At 66.2% G+C, this 18,384-nt stretch carries 15 protein-coding genes and 1 pseudogene; 10 read left to right on the top strand and 6 right to left on the bottom strand.

Annotated elements, in window-relative coordinates; all coding sequences use genetic code 11:
* Positions 1-183: 183 nt before the first annotated feature.
* The 5 genes and pseudogenes from ACQEVG_RS30405 to ACQEVG_RS30385 form a co-directional block, all read right to left on the bottom strand.
* Positions 184-513 carry an OB-fold protein gene (locus ACQEVG_RS30405; protein ID WP_432989677.1) on the bottom strand — a complete coding sequence of 110 codons (330 nt, stop codon included), beginning with the start codon at positions 511-513 and terminating at the stop codon, positions 184-186.
* A gap of 297 nt (positions 514-810) precedes the next feature.
* Positions 811-1,674, bottom strand: a complete 864-nt coding sequence (locus tag ACQEVG_RS30400; RefSeq protein WP_432989675.1) for an oxidoreductase — start codon at positions 1,672-1,674, stop codon at positions 811-813.
* Positions 1,675-2,058: 384 nt separating this feature from the next.
* Positions 2,059-3,168, bottom strand: coding sequence for a hypothetical protein (locus ACQEVG_RS30395; protein WP_432989673.1), 1,110 nt, complete (start codon positions 3,166-3,168; stop codon positions 2,059-2,061).
* 13 nt (positions 3,169-3,181) lie between these two features.
* Complete coding sequence (locus ACQEVG_RS30390) at positions 3,182-4,540, bottom strand: FAD-dependent oxidoreductase (protein WP_432989671.1); 1,359 nt, start codon at positions 4,538-4,540, stop codon at positions 3,182-3,184.
* Positions 4,541-5,000: 460 nt separating this feature from the next.
* A pseudogene (locus ACQEVG_RS30385) lies at positions 5,001-5,786 on the bottom strand (IS5 family transposase).
* Between the two features lie 354 nt (positions 5,787-6,140).
* On the opposite strand from ACQEVG_RS30385, the gene ACQEVG_RS30380 reads away from it, so the two are divergent.
* From ACQEVG_RS30380 to ACQEVG_RS30335, 10 genes are all read left to right on the top strand, one after another.
* Complete coding sequence (locus ACQEVG_RS30380; RefSeq protein ID WP_432989669.1) at positions 6,141-6,650, top strand: PhzA/PhzB family protein; 510 nt, start codon at positions 6,141-6,143, stop codon at positions 6,648-6,650.
* A 47-nt stretch (positions 6,651-6,697) separates the two neighbouring features.
* Entirely contained in the window at positions 6,698-7,864 is a 1,167-nt protein-coding gene (locus ACQEVG_RS30375) for a 3-deoxy-7-phosphoheptulonate synthase (RefSeq protein WP_432989667.1), read from the top strand.
* A gap of 24 nt (positions 7,865-7,888) precedes the next feature.
* Complete coding sequence (locus ACQEVG_RS30370) at positions 7,889-8,512, top strand: isochorismatase family protein (RefSeq protein WP_432989665.1); 624 nt, start codon at positions 7,889-7,891, stop codon at positions 8,510-8,512.
* Positions 8,509-10,374, top strand: coding sequence for an anthranilate synthase family protein (locus ACQEVG_RS30365; protein ID WP_432989663.1), 1,866 nt, complete (start codon positions 8,509-8,511; stop codon positions 10,372-10,374). The genes ACQEVG_RS30370 and ACQEVG_RS30365 overlap by 4 nt, the downstream gene beginning before the upstream one ends.
* On the top strand, positions 10,371-10,724 hold the full coding sequence (locus ACQEVG_RS30360) for a hypothetical protein (RefSeq protein WP_432989661.1): 354 nt from the start codon (positions 10,371-10,373) through the stop codon (positions 10,722-10,724). The genes ACQEVG_RS30365 and ACQEVG_RS30360 overlap by 4 nt, the downstream gene beginning before the upstream one ends.
* A gap of 11 nt (positions 10,725-10,735) precedes the next feature.
* On the top strand, positions 10,736-11,557 hold the full coding sequence (locus ACQEVG_RS30355; RefSeq protein ID WP_432989659.1) for a PhzF family phenazine biosynthesis protein: 822 nt from the start codon (positions 10,736-10,738) through the stop codon (positions 11,555-11,557).
* A 13-nt stretch (positions 11,558-11,570) separates the two neighbouring features.
* Positions 11,571-12,209 (top strand): phenazine biosynthesis FMN-dependent oxidase PhzG, encoded by a 639-nt coding sequence (gene phzG / locus ACQEVG_RS30350; RefSeq protein ID WP_432989657.1) that lies wholly within the window; start codon positions 11,571-11,573, stop codon positions 12,207-12,209.
* A 106-nt stretch (positions 12,210-12,315) separates the two neighbouring features.
* On the top strand, positions 12,316-13,416 hold the full coding sequence (locus ACQEVG_RS30345) for a phenazine antibiotic biosynthesis protein (protein ID WP_432989655.1): 1,101 nt from the start codon (positions 12,316-12,318) through the stop codon (positions 13,414-13,416).
* Positions 13,416-14,780, top strand: a complete 1,365-nt coding sequence (locus tag ACQEVG_RS30340; protein ID WP_432989653.1) for an aldehyde dehydrogenase family protein — start codon at positions 13,416-13,418, stop codon at positions 14,778-14,780. The genes ACQEVG_RS30345 and ACQEVG_RS30340 overlap by 1 nt, the downstream gene beginning before the upstream one ends.
* 114 nt (positions 14,781-14,894) lie before the next feature.
* Complete coding sequence (locus tag ACQEVG_RS30335; RefSeq protein WP_432989651.1) at positions 14,895-16,409, top strand: GMC family oxidoreductase; 1,515 nt, start codon at positions 14,895-14,897, stop codon at positions 16,407-16,409.
* Positions 16,410-16,750: 341 nt separating this feature from the next.
* Here ACQEVG_RS30335 and ACQEVG_RS30330 read toward each other — a convergent pair whose 3' ends face one another.
* Positions 16,751-17,731 (bottom strand): Lrp/AsnC family transcriptional regulator, encoded by a 981-nt coding sequence (locus tag ACQEVG_RS30330; protein ID WP_432989649.1) that lies wholly within the window; start codon positions 17,729-17,731, stop codon positions 16,751-16,753.
* Positions 17,732-18,384: the final 653 nt, after the last annotated feature.

Here is an 18,384-nt window from a genome sequence, read left to right as displayed (position 1 = left end):
TTGGTCAGGCAGACGGTGGCAGACTGGCGGCACATCGAAGCTCCGGCGGTTCAGGGCGACTTGGGAAGGTCACCCCGTTCAACCGGAGCTTCGTTGCATTCGTGACGGCCCGACCCGCACTTCTCGCACCACCGCGACCTGCGGACTCACGTGATCACCGGGACTTCGAAACGCCCCTGGGACTCATGGGGTGAGGAGTTCGCACTGCTTGATGACCAGCACTGTTCCGTCCTCGCTGAAGACCCGACATTCTCCCTTGACGGTGACGGTGACGCCCAGGGGGACGCTTCGCACAAGCCGGAATGATTCCTTGATTCGGTGGTCAAACGGCAGCACGAAGATGGCGAGCTGGGGGCCTCCGGGGACATCTGACACATCCACCACCGGCGTACCATATTGGCTTTCGCCCGTTCGGATTGAGATTCCCTCAAGGGTGAGGAATTTCCCATAGTAGGCACGCTCGGCGGCGGCGCGGTCCGCGGTGAATTCGTTGTGGAGGTCTCGAATTTTCATTGGTTGCCGCCTTCTCTAGTGTCGCGTGATCCTGCTGGTCTTATTCGAGTTGTCGTCGACTAGTGCTCCGCGCTTGAGATCTTCGCGGATCCCGCCGTGTCCGCGCACCCGCGCCGAGTACCAGACGCCGACGTCGCTCATCCAGATGCGGCAGCAACCGTGCGAACTTCTCCACCAGCGCCGCCTCGATCCCCTCCATCACACCGGGATCCTACGACCCAACCACTCTACAGAGCACCGAAGTTATTAATCGTCAGCTCCCTCCAATGCCCTGCGCCGGAATAAGGGCCCACAGGGTCACTGCCCGATGGTGTTGAGTTCGGCGATCGCCTCGTCGGGCAGTTGCAGGTCAGCCGCGGCGATGTTCTCCCGCAGGTGAGCGACGGAGGAGGTTCCGGGGATCAGCACCGTCGACGGCGAGCGCTGCAGCAGCCAGGCGAGCGCCACCTGCTGCTCGGAGGCGCCAAGGCGGCGGGCGACGTCGCGCAGGATCCGTGACCGCAGTGGGTGGAATCCGCCGCCAAGGGGGAAGAACGCGGCGTAGGCGATGCCCTCCTCGGCGCAGCGAGCGACGAGGTCGTCGTCTGCGCGGTCGACCAGGTTGTACCGGTTCTGCACGGTGACCACGGGGGCGATGGCCTGGGCCTGGGTGAGCTGGGCGTCGGTGATCCCGCTGAGGCCGAGGTGACGGATCAGGCCCTGCTCACGCAGGCCGGCCAAGGTGCCGAACGGCTCGGCGATGGAGGACCCGTCACCGTCGAATGCGGCCGTGCGCAGGTTGACCACGTCCAGGGTCTCCAGGCCGAGGTGCCGGAGATTCTCGTGGACCTGGGCCTTGAGGTCGGCGGGGTCCAGGGAGGTGATCCAGCCGCCGTTGGCGCTGCGGCGGACGCCCACCTTGGTGACGATGTGCAGACCGGCCGGGTAGGGGTGCAGGGCCTCCTTGATCAGTTCATTGACGATAGCCGGCCCGTAGAAGTCGCTGGTGTCGATGTGGGTGATGCCGAGCTCGACCGCTGCGCGCAGCACGGCGATCGCCTGAGTGCGATTCTTGGGCGGTCCGAAGACACCGCTACCGGTCAGCTGCATCGCGCCGTATCCCATCCGAGTGATGCTCAGGTCGTCGGCGAGGGTTAGCGTCTGCAGGGCGGGGTTACTCATCGGAAGGCCTCTCGGGTCTGTTCGCGGCATCGTTGCGGATCGCTCGGCGCGCCCATCGGGTAAGTTTCCATATTTGCGGCGGAGGCAGGGACGCGGTCGGGTGGCCAGGGGCGCGAGCCCCTGGCCACCCGACCGGTAGAAGACGAGCGGGCCTTGATTGTTCGTGAAATCTTCGAGTTTTTCACAAATAATCAATTTATTTACTCTGAGGTCGAGCCTCAGACCCCTCGTTCCTGCACGTCACCGCCGCTTCCTTGGCTGAACTCGACGGGAGTTCAGCCAGGGAACTCGCCGTGAGGTACGGCGAGCGCCGCACCCGATGCATTCACGGCCGCGCCCAAACCTCCTGAAGCAGCATGCAGATACTAACGGCACACCGGCGGTTCATGCGACGGACGCTGCCGGATTGTCTCCGAAGGCCGCCTTGACGGTGTCATCCTGCGGGGAAGTTCGGACCGTCGCAAAGTTGAACGCCTTGTCGCGAATGGTGATTGTCCACGAGAGTCCAGACCTCTCGCCCACGGTAAGTCCCAACACGATGAGCGGCATATGCCACTCGTACTTCACGAGCGTGCCTTGGTCCGCATGAGTGTCCGAGCCGTCGTGCGCCGATACATTGCCGTAGTTGTTGACGGCAAAGACGTCGGGCGTGGCAATCATCTTCCCGATTCTGGCCTGGCCGACTTCAATGAAGTCTTCTCGCCGCTCGATGCGAGACAGTGCGTCTATCTCGCGCTGCTCCTCGGCGCGATAGTAGTCACGGATCTGGATTCCCGTGCTCTGCTCGATGACGCTTCGCGGCACCGTCAGAAACCGAAGTGTGTTGCCAAGGGGCAGCTTCGGCGAGTAAAGGCTGTTCTTGAGGACGAACATGTTCGCGCTGTCGCGGTCAAGGAAATCTGCCCTCATCTTTTCCAAGAAGCGGCCGATCTTGACCGGCGACTCAGAGCCCTCGGTGAAGGTGACGGGGAGTTCTTTGCTCGCACCGGAGGGCGAAGTCTGAGCGGGCGGCAAGAAGGCTGCCAGCTCATCAGCCCGGATCCCCAGCTCTGCGAGGCCTTCGGCGATCCGGAAGCCGTCCTGCCGAGTCTTCAGGGTCCTCATCAGCGCCTGGTGGAATCGGAAAACCTTGTATCCGTCCTGCAGCGGAAACGGTATGCACGTAAAGATGCCCTGCAGGTGCGGATCGGAGCGATAGGTGACGGAGGCGAGCAGAAAGCTGTCGTAATAGCTTTCGTACTTTTCCGCAAGGAGCCCTTGGAATGACGAGAGGGGGAAATCCTCTGGAGTGTCGAAGGTCAGCTCTACCAAGTGGCACTTGGAGAAGAGCGGATTCCCCCGGAAGAAGTGCTTCATGGCCTCCTCGAACTCGGCGAGCTCGAAGGCCCTGTCAACCTTGTACGTGGAGAGCGATGGAAAGAACTGTGACGCATCTATGAACGGGAACGTGGTCAGGGAGAGCCGAAGGATTTTGTCGGCGATGGAGAGGGGCATTTGGTTACCTCCATTAACTGGTGTGTGCCGGGGAGCGCCGCCGGCGATTTCCCGCCAAAACGCGCCACATGATGCCCGGGGTGCACAATGCTGTCGGCGGTTCAAGCAAGTACTGGACTTTCAGGAATTTCTCGGCCACGACCATGTCCGTTTCGGCTGCGGCGAGCACCTTGTCCATGTAGGAGTTGATGAGCCGCACGGGAAGGGGCCTCGGGCCTTCGATCTGAGGCAGGGCCAGGTCACTGCCGGTCGCCATCTTCCAGGCGACGCCGATGGGCTTGGCGGCCTTACGGAAGAATCGTTGCGCGACCTGATCCAGGTCACCGCTCAGCGAGTCACGCAGCGCCATCGCCTGGAGCGAGGCCACCGTCATCCCCTGGGCGTAGATGGGGTTGAAGCTGGATATCGCATCGCCCACCACCAGCAGCCTGCGCGGGAATCGGGTCAGCTTCTCGTAGCGACGGCGCACGCTCGCCGGGAACCGGTGCGCGGAAATCTCGCTGAGCGGCTCAGCGTCGCGGATCGCCGCGAAGACGTGTTCGGGAACCAACGGCCTGGCGAACTCCACCCACCCGGCCGGGTCGGTCGGCGGATGGTGGTCGCGGTAACCGATCAGCGTCAGGACCCAGCGGCCGTCCTCTTCCTCCAGGAATTCCGCGCCCTTGGGGCTCCCCGGTGCGTGCCCGATGATCACGACCTTCTCACGGCCCATCGAACCAGGGGCCGGCCGCAGATACCGGCTGGTGTACATGATGTCGACGTCGATACGCTCCTCGAGCGGCGGCTCGTATCCCATCTCGACCAGCCACTTGGTGGTCCGTCCAGACCGGCCGGTCGCGTCCACCACCAGATCGGCGGGGATCACATCCTCGGAGCCGCTGCCCACGTACCTGACACGCACACCGGTGACAGCGGCATTGTCCGAGGTGGTCTCGAGGCCGGTGACCTGGCACTCGTCGATGAGCTTGATCTTCGCAAGATCCCCGATCCGGGCGCGGAGCCGACTCTCCAAATGCGGCCGGCTCGGCTGGTAGGTGCGGGACAGATCGGCGTACTCGCCGTCCATGCACAACAAGTGCCCGCCCAAGCTCATCCGCAGCTCGGCAGGTCCGTCGATGACGGGCGCGCCACCGGCAACGAAGTCGTCGAGTATCCCGGGGAACAGCTCCTCGAAGATCTTCGCACCCTTGGAGAGCAGGCCATGAGCGTGGCGGCCCTGCGGCACACCTCGCCGCTGAGTCCGCTGCCCCTCCGGCAGATGGTCACGCTCTACCACCGTTACCCGGTCGAATGCCTCGGAGAGCACCCGGGCGGCAAGTAGACCCGAGATACTCGCTCCCAGCACCACCGCATGTTCACCGATACGCTTCACTGGAATTCCTTCTGGTCGGGCAAGTGTCTTGTGTGGGGTATGCCATTGCCATGCAATACATGGGTGATCGGGCCGATGCTCGGGCGATAGTTTCCCGAATCCTTCGATATGGAAGTCATCGAGGTGTGCGGTGCGCAGCGCACCGCGAACATAAGTGCCCCATAGGTTTGGCCACCGCACGTGGCGCCGTATTGGCTTGTTCGTTCCATCGAGCGCGGCTCGCTTGGCCGAAATTCACGTCGGGTGCGAGGCTCCAGCGCGCGCCGACGGCCAGGCCGGCGGCACCTGTCCGGGCACCGGTGCCGGTCCGGAGCTCCGGGTTGCCGGTAGTGGTAGTCGCGGGCGTCCCTCATACAGGGGACAGGAGTGCAGGCCGGCGGGCGGGCCGACTCCCGGACGGTCGACTGGCCGTCGCCCGGAACCCCGATCGGTGGATCGGGGCTCAGTGCTCGTAACACGATCATGGTGTCGGCTTGTTGATCCTTCGCCAGTAGATGAGGGCGCATGCGAGTGAGACGAGTGAGTCGTGGAGGTCGAGACGTCGTTCCCAGCGGGTGGCGAGGCGCTTGAACCGGTGGAGCGGGGCGATGGTCCGCTCGATGACGTAGCGGAGCCTGCCGAGGCCGCGGGTGTCGGGCTCGCCTCGACGGGAGATGACAGGCAGGACCCGACGCCGGGTCGGCTCGCGTCGGACGTGCCGACTGTCGTCACCCTTGTCACCGGAAGGAACTCGGGCCGCTTGCGTGGCCGACCCGGCCGGCCGCGGACGGGACGCCGTCGACCAGGGCGGGTGCCTGAGTGATGTCGGGGACGTTGCCGCCGGTCGTGGTCACTTTCAGCGGCGTGCCGCCGCCGTCGCGGATCAGGTGGTGTTCGCTGCCCGACTTGCCGCGATCGACCGGCGACGGATCAACCCCGGCACCCCCCATTTCGCCCGCACGTGGGAGGAGTCCACGCAGGCGCGCGTCCAGTCGATCCGCCGGGCCGCGTTCAACTCCGCGAGCAGTGTCCCGTGGACCTGGTCGAACACTCCCGCTTCCGTCCACCGGCACAGCCGGCGCCAGCTGGTCTGCCCCGAGCCGAAGCCCAGTTCAGGCGGCAACTGCTGCCACGTGATGCCCGTGAACAGCACGAACAGGATCCCCTGCAGGCACAGCCGGTCGTCCACCGGCCGCGGTCCCGGGGAGCGCTCCGGCCACGGCGGCAGGACCGGCTCGATCAGCGCCCACAGCTCGTCATCGACCATCCACGGTGCACTCACACCACCACAACGGACGAATCGTCACACCGGACACGGCCCACCAGCCCACCGCCACAAGATCGTGTTACGAGTACTCGGGCAGAGTCGCGCCCGCCATGGAGCAGATCCCTCAGACGGTGATACCGGCTGGAATTTTTCGGCCAGACAGCGGTGATCGGCTTCCCGAACCAGCCAGGGTGTGAACAAGATTCCGCCTACCCGCCGAGCGCGGGAGGGGGGTTCAACAGAAATCTCATGAACCAATGCATGATTGTGCTCTTTCGGCGTCGTCATGACTTGTTGGGTCTGCCCTTGTGCGCGCGGTGATCCCGCTTTACTTCGGCACTACAGGAAGAGCCAATGGTCAACATCACCGGCACCGCTGAAACCACCGATACGTTGTCGAGTTCCCGCGGCGACGCGGAAATGCGAGCGAGCAACCGTGCGATCGTGGCGCAGTACATGAATACCCGCGGGGAGGATCGCCTGCGTCGGCACCTTCTGTTCACTGAAGACGGCACCGGTGGTCTCTGGACGACCGAAACCGGGCAGCCGATCGTCATCACGGGCAGGGACCGGCTGGGTGACCACGGCCAATGGTCGCTCAAGTGCTTCCCCGACTGGGCCTGGACGAACATCGAGATCTTCGACACCCAGGACCCCAACCAGTTTTGGGTCGAATGCGACGGCGAGGGAACGATCCGCTTCCCCGACTATCCCGACGGCCACTACCGCAATCACTTCCTGCACTCCTTCCTGTTCGAGAACGGGAAGATCAAGCGCCAACGCGAGTTCATGAACCCCTGCCAGCAGTTCAGGGCTCTGGGCATCGCCGTCCCTCAGGTCAAGCGGGCCGACATACCGACCTGAACGCCATTCGCCAGGCGTCTTCTTATCAATCAATGGAGCAGGTCGTTATGGGAAACATCCTTGCCGACATCGATAGGGCCCAGGCGCGCCATCAGCCCGAATGGGACAGTCCCTCACAGGTCGAGCTCGTACGAGCGATGCTGTCATCCGTCACACCGCTGGTGACCGCGGCGCAGGTAGAGAACCTCCGCTCCCACCTGGCCCGCGTCGCCACCGGCGAGATGCAGGTGCTACAAGCCGGGGATTGTGCGGAGGACCCAGCCGAGTGCACCGCTGGGCACATTCAAGGCAAGACCGGACTCATCGACCTGCTCGCCCAGAATCTGGAGACCGCCACCGGCAAGCAGACGCTACGGGTCGGGCGGATCGCAGGGCAGTTCTCCAAGCCCCGCTCCAGCCAGGTCGAAAAACTCGGCGATGACGAACTGCCGTCCTTCTTCGGACACATGATCAACGGGCCGGAGCCCACCCACGAGAGCAGGCGTCCCGATCCACTGCGCATGCTCACGGGCTACATGGCGGCGCGGGAGATCACGACGCGGCTCGGGTGGGTCGGGTCAGCACCTCGGCTTGACGGACCTGTCGTCTGGACCAGCCATGAAGCGCTGCTCCTGGACTATGAGATGTCGATGCTCCGAGAGCTCGACGGCGGTCGGCACCTGCTCGGCTCCACCCACTGGCCGTGGATCGGCGAGCGGACCCGGCAGCTCGACGGCCCGCACGTCGCACTGCTCGCCCAGGTGGCCAACCCGGTCGCCTGCAAGGTCGGCCCGTCCATGACCGCAGGCGAGATCGCCGAGCTGTGCGACCGGTTGGACCCGGAACGGGAGCCGGGCCGGCTTTCACTCATCGTGCGCATGGGCGCCGACCTCGTCGCCGACAGGCTGCCCCGGCTCGTCGAGGCTGTGCAGTCGGCCGGGCACCCGGTGGTCTGGCTCAGCGACCCGATGCACGGGAACACCGATTGCGCGGCTGACGGCACCAAGTACCGGCTCGTGGAAACCGTCGCCCGGGAAGTCCGCGGCTTCCGGCGGGTCCTGGACCTGGCGGGGGTTCCGGCCGGGGGGCTTCACCTCGAGGCGACCCCCGACGACGTGACCGAGTGCGTGCTGGACACGGCCGAGCTGGGGTCGGGCCCCGTCACCAGCCTGTGTGATCCGCGACTCAACACCCCCCAGGCCATCAAGGTGGTCTCGGCGTGGTCCGAGTACTGAGATTCCTAGAGAGGGAGCCTTGTGATGACGGGAATACCGCCGATCGCGCCTTACAGACTGCCGCCGAGGGATGCGCTGCCGGAAAACACCGTGCGCTGGACCGTCGACCCGGATCGGGCGGTGCTCCTCATCCACGACATGCAGAGCTATTTCCTCAAGCCCTTTGAGGACGGCATGCGCAGCGAATTGGTGAGCAACATCGCCGACCTCAAGAAGCGCTGCGGAGCGCTGGGGGTGCCGGTGGCCTACACCGCCCAGCCCGGCGGGATGACGGACCGGCAGCGTGGGCTCCTGAAGGACTTCTGGGGCCCCGGCATGCGCACTGATGAGTCCGAACGCGCGGTCGTTCCCGAACTCGAACCCGACGCGGACGACTGGGTGAGCACGAAATGGCGCTACAGCGCGTTCTTCGGGTCGGAGCTGCTGCAGCGCATGCGCGCGCTACAGCGTGACCAGTTGATCATTTGCGGCGTCTACGCGCACATCGGTGTGCTGTCGACCGCTTTGGAGGCGTTCTCCAACGACGTCCAGCCCTTCCTCGTCGCCGACGCGCTCGGCGACTTCTCCGAAGACCGCCACAAGATGACCCTCGAATACGCGGCACGGTGCTGCGCCATGGTGGTCCGAACCGAGGACGTGCTCGCATGAGCGCCCTGCTTGAGCAGGTTCTCGCGCTGGAACTCCCCGCCTTCGCGATCATCCACCGTCCCGAAAGCGGCTCCCCCGGCACGCTGGACATCCTGACCGGCCAGGTGACCGAGTACAAGTCGCTGGACGACATCCCGTTGGCCGACGACTCCGGGCCGGGTCCCGCGCTCGACACGCTGGTGCTCGTCCCCTACCGGCAGCTCGCCGATCGCGGCTTCGCCGCGCGGGACGACGCCACGCCCCTGCTCGCGATGAGCCTCACCGCTCGCGACACGGTGCCGGTCGCCGAAGCGCTCGCCGGCTTCCCGCAGGTACCGACGGAACTGACCGACGGACACTTCGACGCGGACGACGACGCCTATGCGCAGATGGTGCGTCAGATCGTCACCGAGGAGATCGGCACCGGCGAGGGCGCCAACTTCGTGATGAAGCGCTCGTTCGTCGCGGACATCGGCGACTACTCGCTGACCAGCGCCCTGTCGTTCTTCCGGCGGCTGTTGGAGCGCGAGGAGAAGGCCTACTGGACCTTCATCATCCACACCGGCCGCAACACTCTCGTCGGTGCGACACCGGAGCGCCACGTCTCGCTCGTCGGCGGCACGGCCGTCATGAACCCGATCAGCGGCACGTACCGGTATCCGTCCGGCGGCCCCAGCTTGCAGGGGGTCATGGAGTTCCTCGCCGACACCAAGGAGACCGACGAGCTCTACATGGTCCTCGACGAGGAACTGAAGATGATGGCCCGGCTGTGCGATGACGGCGGGCGCGTCCACGGGCCGTACCTGAAGGAAATGGCGCGGCTGGCGCACACCGAATACCTGATCGAGGGCAGGACCAACCGCGATGTGCGCGAGGTCCTGCACGAGACGATGTTCGCCCCGACCGTCACCGGGAGCCCGCTGGAGAGCGCCGCCAAGGTCATCTCGCGCTACGAGCCGAAAGGACGCGGCTACTACAGCGGGGTCGCCGCGCTGATCGGACGGGACGCGGCAGGACAGCAGACACTTGACTCGGCGATCTTGATCCGGACGGCCGACATCGATCCCGGCGGCCGGATGAACATTTCCGTGGGGGCCACACTGGTGCGCCACTCCGACCCGATGGCTGAGGCCGCCGAGACCCACAGCAAGCTGGCGACCCTGCTCAACGCGCTCAAGTCCGACCGTTCATCCGGCTACGCGGCCAACCCGGAGGTCCGCGCCGCCCTGGAGCGCCGCAACGAGGGGATCGCGGGCTTCTGGCTCCGGGACAAGGATGACCGCCCGTCGGCCGGGGCCTCGCTGGACGGCATGACGGCACTGGTCGTGGACGCGGAGGACACCTTCACAGCGATGCTCGACCAGCAGTTGCGGTCACTGGGGTTGTCCGTGGAGGTCCGCCGCTTCGACGAGCCGTACGACGTGGCGGCCCACGACCTGACGGTCTTCGGTCCCGGTCCGGGAGATCCGCGGATGACCTCCCACCCCAAGATCGCCAAGCTGCGGCAGTCGATCGACACCGCGCTGGCGAGTCGCCGGCCGATGCTGGCCGTGTGCCTGAGCCATCAGGTGCTCAGCACGAAGCTCGGCTTCGAGCTGCACCGCCGCGAGGTACCCAACCAGGGCGTACAGCGTGAGATCGAACTGTTCGGCGTGCCCGAACGAGTGGGCTTCTACAACACGTTCGCCGGGCACAGCGCGGTGAGCGAGCGGACCGTCGAAGGGATCGGCGTGGTCGAGGTGAGCCGAGACCAGGAGACCGGCGAGGTGAACGCGCTACGCGGGCCGGGCTTCGCCTCGATGCAGTTCCACGCCGAGTCGGTGCTCACCGTCGACGGCCCGCGCATCATCAGAGAGGCGATACAGGGGGTGCTCGGCCGATGAGAGTGGATGTCGTCTGGTGGGACCTGGCCAGGTCCCACCGGACCATCGAATCCCTGGAGAAGGATCTTCGTGACGGCTCCGTCGAGCCGTGGCACGAGGTCAAGGGACTGCGCCTGAAGCTGTGGATCGCCGACCGTGAACGCGGGCGTTGGGGCGCGGTCATGTGGTGGGACTCGGACGTTCCGGCAGATCAGCAGCTGCCCCCCAACCGGGCGGCCGAGCTGATCGGGTACGCACCCGACCACCGCGCCAGCTTCGACGTCGCAGCGGTGGCCGAGGGGATCGACTCGCTCGGCCTCGCCTTCTCCGCCGGGCCCTCGGTACCGGCACAAGCCCTGGAGCGCCGGTAATGCACCGATACATGGTCGTAGACGCTTTTGCCAGCGAGCCCCTGCTGGGCAACCCGGTCGCCGTCTTCTTCGACAGCGAGGATCTGACCGGTGAGACGATGCAACGCATCGCGAAGGAGATGAACCTCTCCGAGGTCACCTTCGTGCTGCCGGCCGAGCAGGACGGCGACGCACGGATCAGGATCTTCACCCCGGTGAACGAACTGCCGTTCGCCGGGCACCCGATGCTCGGCACAGCCTTCGCGCTCGGTCGGACCTGGGGACGCGACAGGCTGCTGCTGGAGACCGCGATGGGTGCCATCCCGTTCGAGCTGGGCACCCGCGACGGCGCCGCGTGGGTCCAGATGGAGCAGCCGGTTCCCAGTTCGAAGCCCTACGATCTCGCCACGGAGCTCCTGGCCGCACTCGGGGTCGGGTCATCGACGGCCCCGGTCGAGATCTACCACAACGGGCCGCGTCACGTTTTCGTGGGGTTGAGCGACGTCGAGGCGCTTTCTGCTCTCCACCCGGATCACCGCGCCCTCTCGCGCTTCCCCGACATGGCCGCCAACTGCTTCGCCAAGGCGGACGGGGGTTGGCGGACGCGGATGTTCTCCCCCGCCTACGGCGTGGTCGAGGACGCGGCGACCGGTTCCGCTGCCGGGCCTCTCGCGATTCACCTGGCCAGACACGGGTTCGCCGAGTACGGGCAGGAGATCAAAATTACCCAGGGCGTGGAAATGGGACGCCCGTCGGTCATGAGGGCGACCGCCGAAGGGGTCGGCGAGTCAATCAGCTCGGTCCACGTCGGCGGGCACGCCGTCATGGTTGCCGAGGGAACAATCAATGTCTAGCGGGGGGCCTTTCATGGACGCCAGTGGATACGAGTCCCTCAGCGGGAAGGTCGACCTCCCCTTCCCCGAGTACGACAAGCCGCCGGCGGAGCCTCTCCAACTGGTGCGCAGCTGGCTTTCCGAGGCACGGGAAATCGGAGTCCGCGAGCCCAGCGCGCTGGCGCTGGCCACTGCGGACTCCCGCGGCCGCGCCTCCAACCGGATAGTCGCCATCACCGATGTCACCGACCTCGGTCTGGTGTTCAGCAGCCACAGCTGCAGCCAGAAAGGACGTGAAATCGCTGCTACGGGGTGGGCGTCGGGTTTGCTGTACTGGCGAGAGACCGGTCAGCAGATCATCGTCTCCGGTCCGGTCGAGCTGCTGCCCGACGCCGCGTCGGACGCCCTGTGGTCCGCCCGGCCGATTCCGTTGCACGCCATGTCGACGGTCACCGAGCAGAGCGAGCCGCTGGAGGACGTCGAGGCTCTGCGCGCCAGGGCACGCAGCCTGGAACTGACCGGGGAGCCCCAGCCACGGCCGGAGTTCTTCGTCGGCTACCGGCTGCAGCCCGACGTCGTCGAATTCTGGTCCGCGAGCTCGGACCGGCTGCACCGCAGGCTGCGCTATGACCGCGACTCGCTCGAGTGGCGCACGAGCCGGCTGCAACCGTAGTCCCCGCTCCTTCGACAAACCCTCCTGGCGCTCACCGCCTTTCACGGCTTCGGCGGCATCGTCGTCGTGCCCGGACACACCCGACCCTTTCCATGAGGAAGAGACAATGCCTCTTACCGCAGACCAGATCCTGGATCTTCCGTTCGACGTCCAGCCTGATCCGGACGAGTTCATCCGCGCCGCCATGGAGTGGCACTTCAATCCCGAGACCGGCTGCAAGTTCTGGCTGGACCGAGCCGCCACTCTCGGCTTCGATCCGCGAGCCGATGTCAAGACGCACGAGGACCTCCGGCTCTTCCCGAACGTGGCCGCGGAGCTTCGTGACGTCCGTGGCGAGGACCTGATTCCCAGGGGATACGGAAATCGGCCCGACGTGGTCGGGTTCTTCGAAAGCGGCGGCACCACCGGCGCTCCGAAGCGGGTCGTTCTGATGCGGGACTGGCTGGACCGCATGGTGAGCTGGAGCAACGCGAACCTGGACCGCCACGGTGTGCCGCGCGGAGGGAACTGGCTGGGAGTCATCCCGACCGGGCCGCACGTCGTGGGCACCCTGTTCCGGCAGCACGCCGTGACGCACGGCCGCCACGGCTTCACGATCGACCTCGATCCGCGCTGGGTGAAGCGGCTCATCGCCGACGGTCAGTTCGGGCAGGTCGACGCCTACGCCCAGCACCTCATCGGTCAGGCCGCCGACGTCCTGCGGACGCAGGACATCGGCCTGCTCACCATCACGCCCCCGCTGCTGGAACGGCTGGCCAGGGACGAGAAGCTGGTCGCCCTGGTGAACGAGCGGGTGAAGTGCATCAGGTGGGGAGGCACTCAGATGGACGCCGACTCCCGGCACCTTTTCAAGACCGAGGTGTTCCCCGAGGTCGCGCTGTGCGGCGAGTACGGAAGCACGATGATCATCGGGGTCGCGGGCGAGCGCGCCGGGATCTCCGTCGACGATCCGTGTGTCTTCGACTCGTTCTCCCCCTACGTGACCTTCACGGTCGTCGACCCGAAGAGCCTCGAGCCGGTGCCCTACGGAGAGCGGGGCCGGGTGCTGGTCAACCACGTCAGCAAGTCCTTCCTGCTGCCCAGCAACCTGGAACGTGACCTCGCCACTCGGATTCCTCAGGTGAACGGCTTGGTCGGGGACTCGGTCGCCGACATCTCCACGGTCGGGGTCTTCGAGGACGAGGACGTCATCGAGGGGGTTTACTGATGATCGACCTGCCCGCGCTCGGTGCAACGGGTGCCTACCGCTCCAGGAACATACAGACGGTCACCGATGTGGCAGGCACTGCCCTCGCGGAACTGAGCCTCGTGCCGCCGTTGTACGTCAACCGCACCATGGCGGCGCTGCGCCGGAGCAGCATCATGCCGGCCGACGAACGGGCCGACGCGATGATCCGTGCGGCCGAGCTCTTCGCGACCGCGACGATCGACGGCCTGACCGTCGAGGAGTACCAACACGCTGTCAGCAGGGTCGGTGGCGTCCCGATCTCCTCCGTCGTCACGGCGACCACGACGGTCGCCGAGCGGGTGGCGAAGGCTCATGCGAGCGTCCAGTACGCACGCCCGCGGGGGTCGGTCGACAACTGGCGCGATCCGCTGACGCGGACCGGGCGTTCGGTGTGGACACGGCGCGGAGACGTGTTCGCCGTGCACGCCGCGGGCAACCACCCCGGCACCCACAGCATCTGGCCGGAGGCACTGGCGCTGGGCTACCGCGTCGCGGTCCGCCCGTCGAGCCGCGATCCCTTCACCCCGCACCGGCTCGTGGCGGCACTGCGGAGCGCGGGATTCGCCGACGACCAGATGGTGCTCCTGCCCACCGACCACGCCGGTGCCGACGCCATCCTGCACGGCGCCGACCTGGGGATGGTGTACGGCGGCGAAGAGGTGACCCGCAAGTACGGCGAGGCCGCGACGGTGCTGCCGCAGGGGCCGGGTCGGTCGAAGATCCTCATCACGGCCGACGTGGACTGGCGCGACCACCTGGACGTGATCGTCTCATCCGTGAGCGGCCACGGCGGGACCGGATGCGTGAACACGACAGCCATCTTCGTGGAGGGCGACCCGACTCCGCTCGCCGAGGCGGTCGCGGCGCGGCTGTCCGCCGCGACCCCCTTGCCGCCCGAGGATGACAAGGCCGTACTCCCCGTACAGCCGGTCGCGGTCGCCAAGGCGATCGAAACGCACCTGCTCAAGAAGGCGGCCGGCGCCCGGCCCTGGCTCGGCGGCGACGGCGTCGTGGGCGAACTCGGGGACGGGAGCGCCGCGTTGCTGCCCGCCGTCTTCCAACTCGACGATCCGGCCGCTCCGCAGGCAGGTGTGGAACTGCCGTTCCCGTGCGTGTGGATCGCGCCGTGGACACCCGAGGCCGGCACGGAACCGCTGAAGAACACGCTCGTGCTCAACGCGATGACCCACGACACCCAGCTCATCGACCGCCTGCTCGGCGAGCCGACCATCAGCAACCTGTACCTGGGAAGCCAGCACACCCACTGGATGGATCCCTCGGTACCGCACGATGGCTACCTGGCCGACTTCCTCATGCGGAACAAGGGTGTCATCCGGAACTGAAAGTGGTTCTGGCAACGCTCACGTTCGCACCGTGAGCGCGGTTCCGATGTCGCCCGCGGCAGCTCGCCACCGGGACGCTCCCTCCAACTCCAACGAGATCGAAAGGGTCCTACCTTGTCCCACTCCGTCGAACCGGCCGACGTCCTGATCGTCGGCGGCGGGTCGGCCGGCGCAGTGCTCGCCGCGCGCCTGAGCGAGAACCCCGCCCGGCGCGTCGTGCTGCTCGAGGCCGGGCCGGACTACGGCCCCACCCAGTTCCCCGACGCGCTGCTCGACGCCAACCGCATCGCCGATCTCGATCACGACTGGGGATACACCTCGCGGGGCGGGCGACTGAGCCCCTCGATGGTCGCCCTGCGCGGCAAGGTGATGGGCGGGAGTTCCGCCGTCAACGCCGGCGCCGCCCTCCGCGCCCGCGCCCGCGACTTCGCCCGCTGGGCCGAGAACGGGCTCGACGACTGGAGCTTCGCCGACGTCCTGCCGTACTTCCGCGCCCTGGAAAACACCCCCACCGGCGAGGACGAGTTTCACGGGCGAAGCGGGCCGATGCCCGTGCGCCAACTGACCGACTCCGAGCTGACCCCTGCGCATCGTGGCTTCATCGACGCCGCAGTCGCCCTTGGCCACAAGCGGATCACCGACTTCAACGGTGCCGAGCAGGACGGCGTCGGAGCCTTCGCGGTCAACGTCCTCGAGGGGATCCGACAGAACACCGCACTGGTCTACCTCACCGCTGAGGTGCGCGCTCGCCCGAATCTCACGGTGCACGGTGCCGTCACCGTCGACCGGGTCCTGTTCCGCGGTGGCAGTGCGACCGGAGTGGTCACCGCCGACGGGACCGTGCACAATGCCGACGAGGTGATCCTCTCTGCCGGGACCTACGGAAGCGCGGCGATCCTGCTGCGCTCCGGCATCGGCCCCGCCGGCGAACTGGCGTCGCTCGACATCGAGCCCCTCGCCGACCTACCCGTCGGACAACACCTGCAAGACCACCCTTTCTGCCCCGCGGTCTATGCACTCGCCCCGGGGCGAGGGGAGATGGCTCCGGCCCTCGGCGCACTGCTGTGGACCGCCTCCAGCGAGGCCGCGGACGGTGAACTCGACCTGAACGTCGTCGCCGTGCATCCCAACGGGGCTCCGTTCATGCCCGCCGGCGGCGTCATCGCCCTGTCCACGGCTCTCGTGCTCCCCGAGGCGCAGGGCACGGTGCGCCTCGCCAGCCGCGATCCGCTTGCCCAGCCCTTGATCGACCACAACTACCTCGGCACCGAGCGCGACCGCCGACGCATGCTCGAAGGCGTACGAATCGCCCGTGATCTGGCCCGTGACCCGGCACTCGCGCCGTCGCTCGCCGGGCTTCTGATGCCGCGCGAACTGCCCGACGACGCAGAGGAACTGACGCGGGTGATCGAATCCAGCCTCTCCATCTACGGTCACCCCACCTCCACCGCCCCCATGGGTGCCGCCGACTCGCCTCAGGCCGTCGTCGACTCCCGCGGAGCCGTGCACGGAATCGCCGCCCTGCGTGTCGTGGACGCCTCGATCATCCCGTACGTGCCCTCCAGCGTCACCAACCTCACCACGATCATGCTCGCCGAGCGCATCGCCCACCTCGTCTACAACCACTGATAACCATAGGCTGCCGAGAGGCCGGCCACTCACCTTGATTATTCTGGGGCCGAGCCCCAGGCCCCGCGTTCCTGCACGTCACCGCCGCTTCCCTAACTGAACTCGACGGGAGTTCAGCCAGGGGAGCTCGGCTTGGGGCGCGGCGAGCGCCGCATCCGATGGGTGCGGTGGTTCGGCGCACTTCACGCAGGCCAAGCCACGTAATCAGACCTCTGGTTGAGGAAACGAGGCTCACGCCACGGATCTGCGGGAGCCGGGGGTGAGATTCCCCCGGGCCACCCGACATTTCGCACGATGCTGAAACCCTGGACTGATCGACTGATGGAGGCTCCGAACCCGCGTCAGGCTGAATTGCTACGTCTGGGGCTGCTGTGCAGGAACGGACTGCAGGTTTTCAGGGTCCTCTGGACAGGACTTGTTTCGAGCATGCGGATGGAGTCCAGCGCGCTGAGCCTATGGGCCATGTAGTCATGCAGTTCACTGGGACTCTTGCACAAGACGAGGGCCACCAGGTTGGTTGGGCCGGTGGTAGAGGCCAGGAAGGCTAGTTCCCTGTGTTGGATCAGGGTGCTCGCTACCTGGTTCAGGTGCGCGGGGGCGACCGACATCCACAGCAGGGCTTGCGTGGTGATGCCGTATACCTCCGCACTGATCTCGACGTCGAAGGTGAGCATGCCGCTGGCCTGCAAAGCAGCGAGTCGGCGCGTAATGGTCGAGGAAGACTGGCCGGTCTCGGCGGCGAGGTCTGTGTAGCTGATGCGGCCGTTATTCTGCAACGCGGCCAGCAGGTGCCAGTCCGCCTGGGTCAGGGATGAGCGGAGCTTGGGCTCGTCAGCGTCATCTGACGAGTCGAGTGCTCGGCGCAGTTGTTCCTGCTGCTCGTTGGTGAGAGCGGTAGTGTGCCCCTGCCATGCGGTGGGACCGCCTAGATAGGTGTGCAGCAGGCGGTGCGCCGACACCTCGGCGATGTTGGCCACACGAGGGATCTCGCGGAACAGCAGCGTATGGTGCGCCGCGGAGTTCGTGACGAAGCATATTTCGGTTCCCCCGGACACAAGCCGCACCCAGGTGGTGTCGTCCCGCCGAGCCAGGCTCTGCGCGACACTCTGAGCGGTGCTCGGGCTGGCCGTGAGCCTCAGAATCCACTTCCCACCTGACGGTTGCCGCGGGTTCACCACCCCGACAACGCGAAGCGACAGCTCGCTGCTCAGTCGCCCGTAGCGACGGGCGACTGTTTGCGTGGAGACGCCCAGAACCTCGGCGATCCGGCTGAACGGCGCCCGACCGTCGATACGCAGGGCATGAATAATACAGTGGTCCAATTCATCGACTGTGGGGACCGTTGGCTCAGAAAAATCGCCCACTGGCCGTCTAGGTCCAGGCGCGCTCAACAAGGTTTGCGGCACGAGTTTTCCTCGGGTAGCATGGAGAATGGAGGGCCTCGTCAATGGACTTGGCTGTCGGAGACGGCGTTTTTCATCACCAGGGCCCCGGCGAGTTCCGTTCCACGGTGATGGTCAGCCAGTTCTCGCGATCGGTCATGCTTTGCCGGACTTGGCGCGCGGGCATGGAGTCGCACAATCGTGGTTTAAGGAATGCGTGTTCGGTATCACCAGCCTGTCGGCCTCGGACGCGAGACCCAGCGACCTGACGGCCCGTCACGTCCTGGATGACACCTTCGAGGAGGAGCGTCGCCAGGCCCGCACTACACGCCTGCCTGGGAACCTCTCCACCCCGCACGACCTGGCATTCCAATGCAGCCGCTGCCACTACACCAGCCCCCCGACCAGCTCATGAACTACTACGGACCATGACCATCACCACGAAGTGGACATCATAGGTCAAGAGGAACTCGCCGGGGTCCTGACTCATCGCCAGGGCTCGGTCGGCGGTATCCCATAGGTCAATCTTCGGGCGAGTGTACATGTTCTCGCTCTTCGTGGATACGGCGGTCCGCCCCAGCAGGGAGCTGACG

The sequence above is a fragment of the Streptomyces sp. CA-135486 genome (assembly GCF_050936555.1).
Taxonomy (GTDB): domain Bacteria; phylum Actinomycetota; class Actinomycetes; order Streptomycetales; family Streptomycetaceae; genus Streptomyces.
The sequence above is the reverse complement of the archived record's forward strand: the minus strand, read 5'-3'. Positions and strand labels throughout refer to the sequence as shown.

Coding starts and splice junctions, on each gene's coding strand:
- ACQEVG_RS30405 (WP_432989677.1), bottom strand. CDS start 513: ATGAAAATTCGAGACCTCCACAACGAATTCACCGCGGACCGCGCCGCC.
- ACQEVG_RS30400 (WP_432989675.1), bottom strand. CDS start 1,674: ATGAGTAACCCCGCCCTGCAGACGCTAACCCTCGCCGACGACCTGAGC.
- ACQEVG_RS30395 (WP_432989673.1), bottom strand. CDS start 3,168: ATGCCCCTCTCCATCGCCGACAAAATCCTTCGGCTCTCCCTGACCACG.
- ACQEVG_RS30380 (WP_432989669.1), top strand. CDS start 6,141: ATGGTCAACATCACCGGCACCGCTGAAACCACCGATACGTTGTCGAGT.
- ACQEVG_RS30375 (WP_432989667.1), top strand. CDS start 6,698: ATGGGAAACATCCTTGCCGACATCGATAGGGCCCAGGCGCGCCATCAG.
- ACQEVG_RS30370 (WP_432989665.1), top strand. CDS start 7,889: ATGACGGGAATACCGCCGATCGCGCCTTACAGACTGCCGCCGAGGGAT.
- ACQEVG_RS30365 (WP_432989663.1), top strand. CDS start 8,509: ATGAGCGCCCTGCTTGAGCAGGTTCTCGCGCTGGAACTCCCCGCCTTC.
- ACQEVG_RS30360 (WP_432989661.1), top strand. CDS start 10,371: ATGAGAGTGGATGTCGTCTGGTGGGACCTGGCCAGGTCCCACCGGACC.
- ACQEVG_RS30355 (WP_432989659.1), top strand. CDS start 10,736: ATGGTCGTAGACGCTTTTGCCAGCGAGCCCCTGCTGGGCAACCCGGTC.
- phzG (WP_432989657.1), top strand. CDS start 11,571: ATGGACGCCAGTGGATACGAGTCCCTCAGCGGGAAGGTCGACCTCCCC.
- ACQEVG_RS30345 (WP_432989655.1), top strand. CDS start 12,316: ATGCCTCTTACCGCAGACCAGATCCTGGATCTTCCGTTCGACGTCCAG.
- ACQEVG_RS30340 (WP_432989653.1), top strand. CDS start 13,416: ATGATCGACCTGCCCGCGCTCGGTGCAACGGGTGCCTACCGCTCCAGG.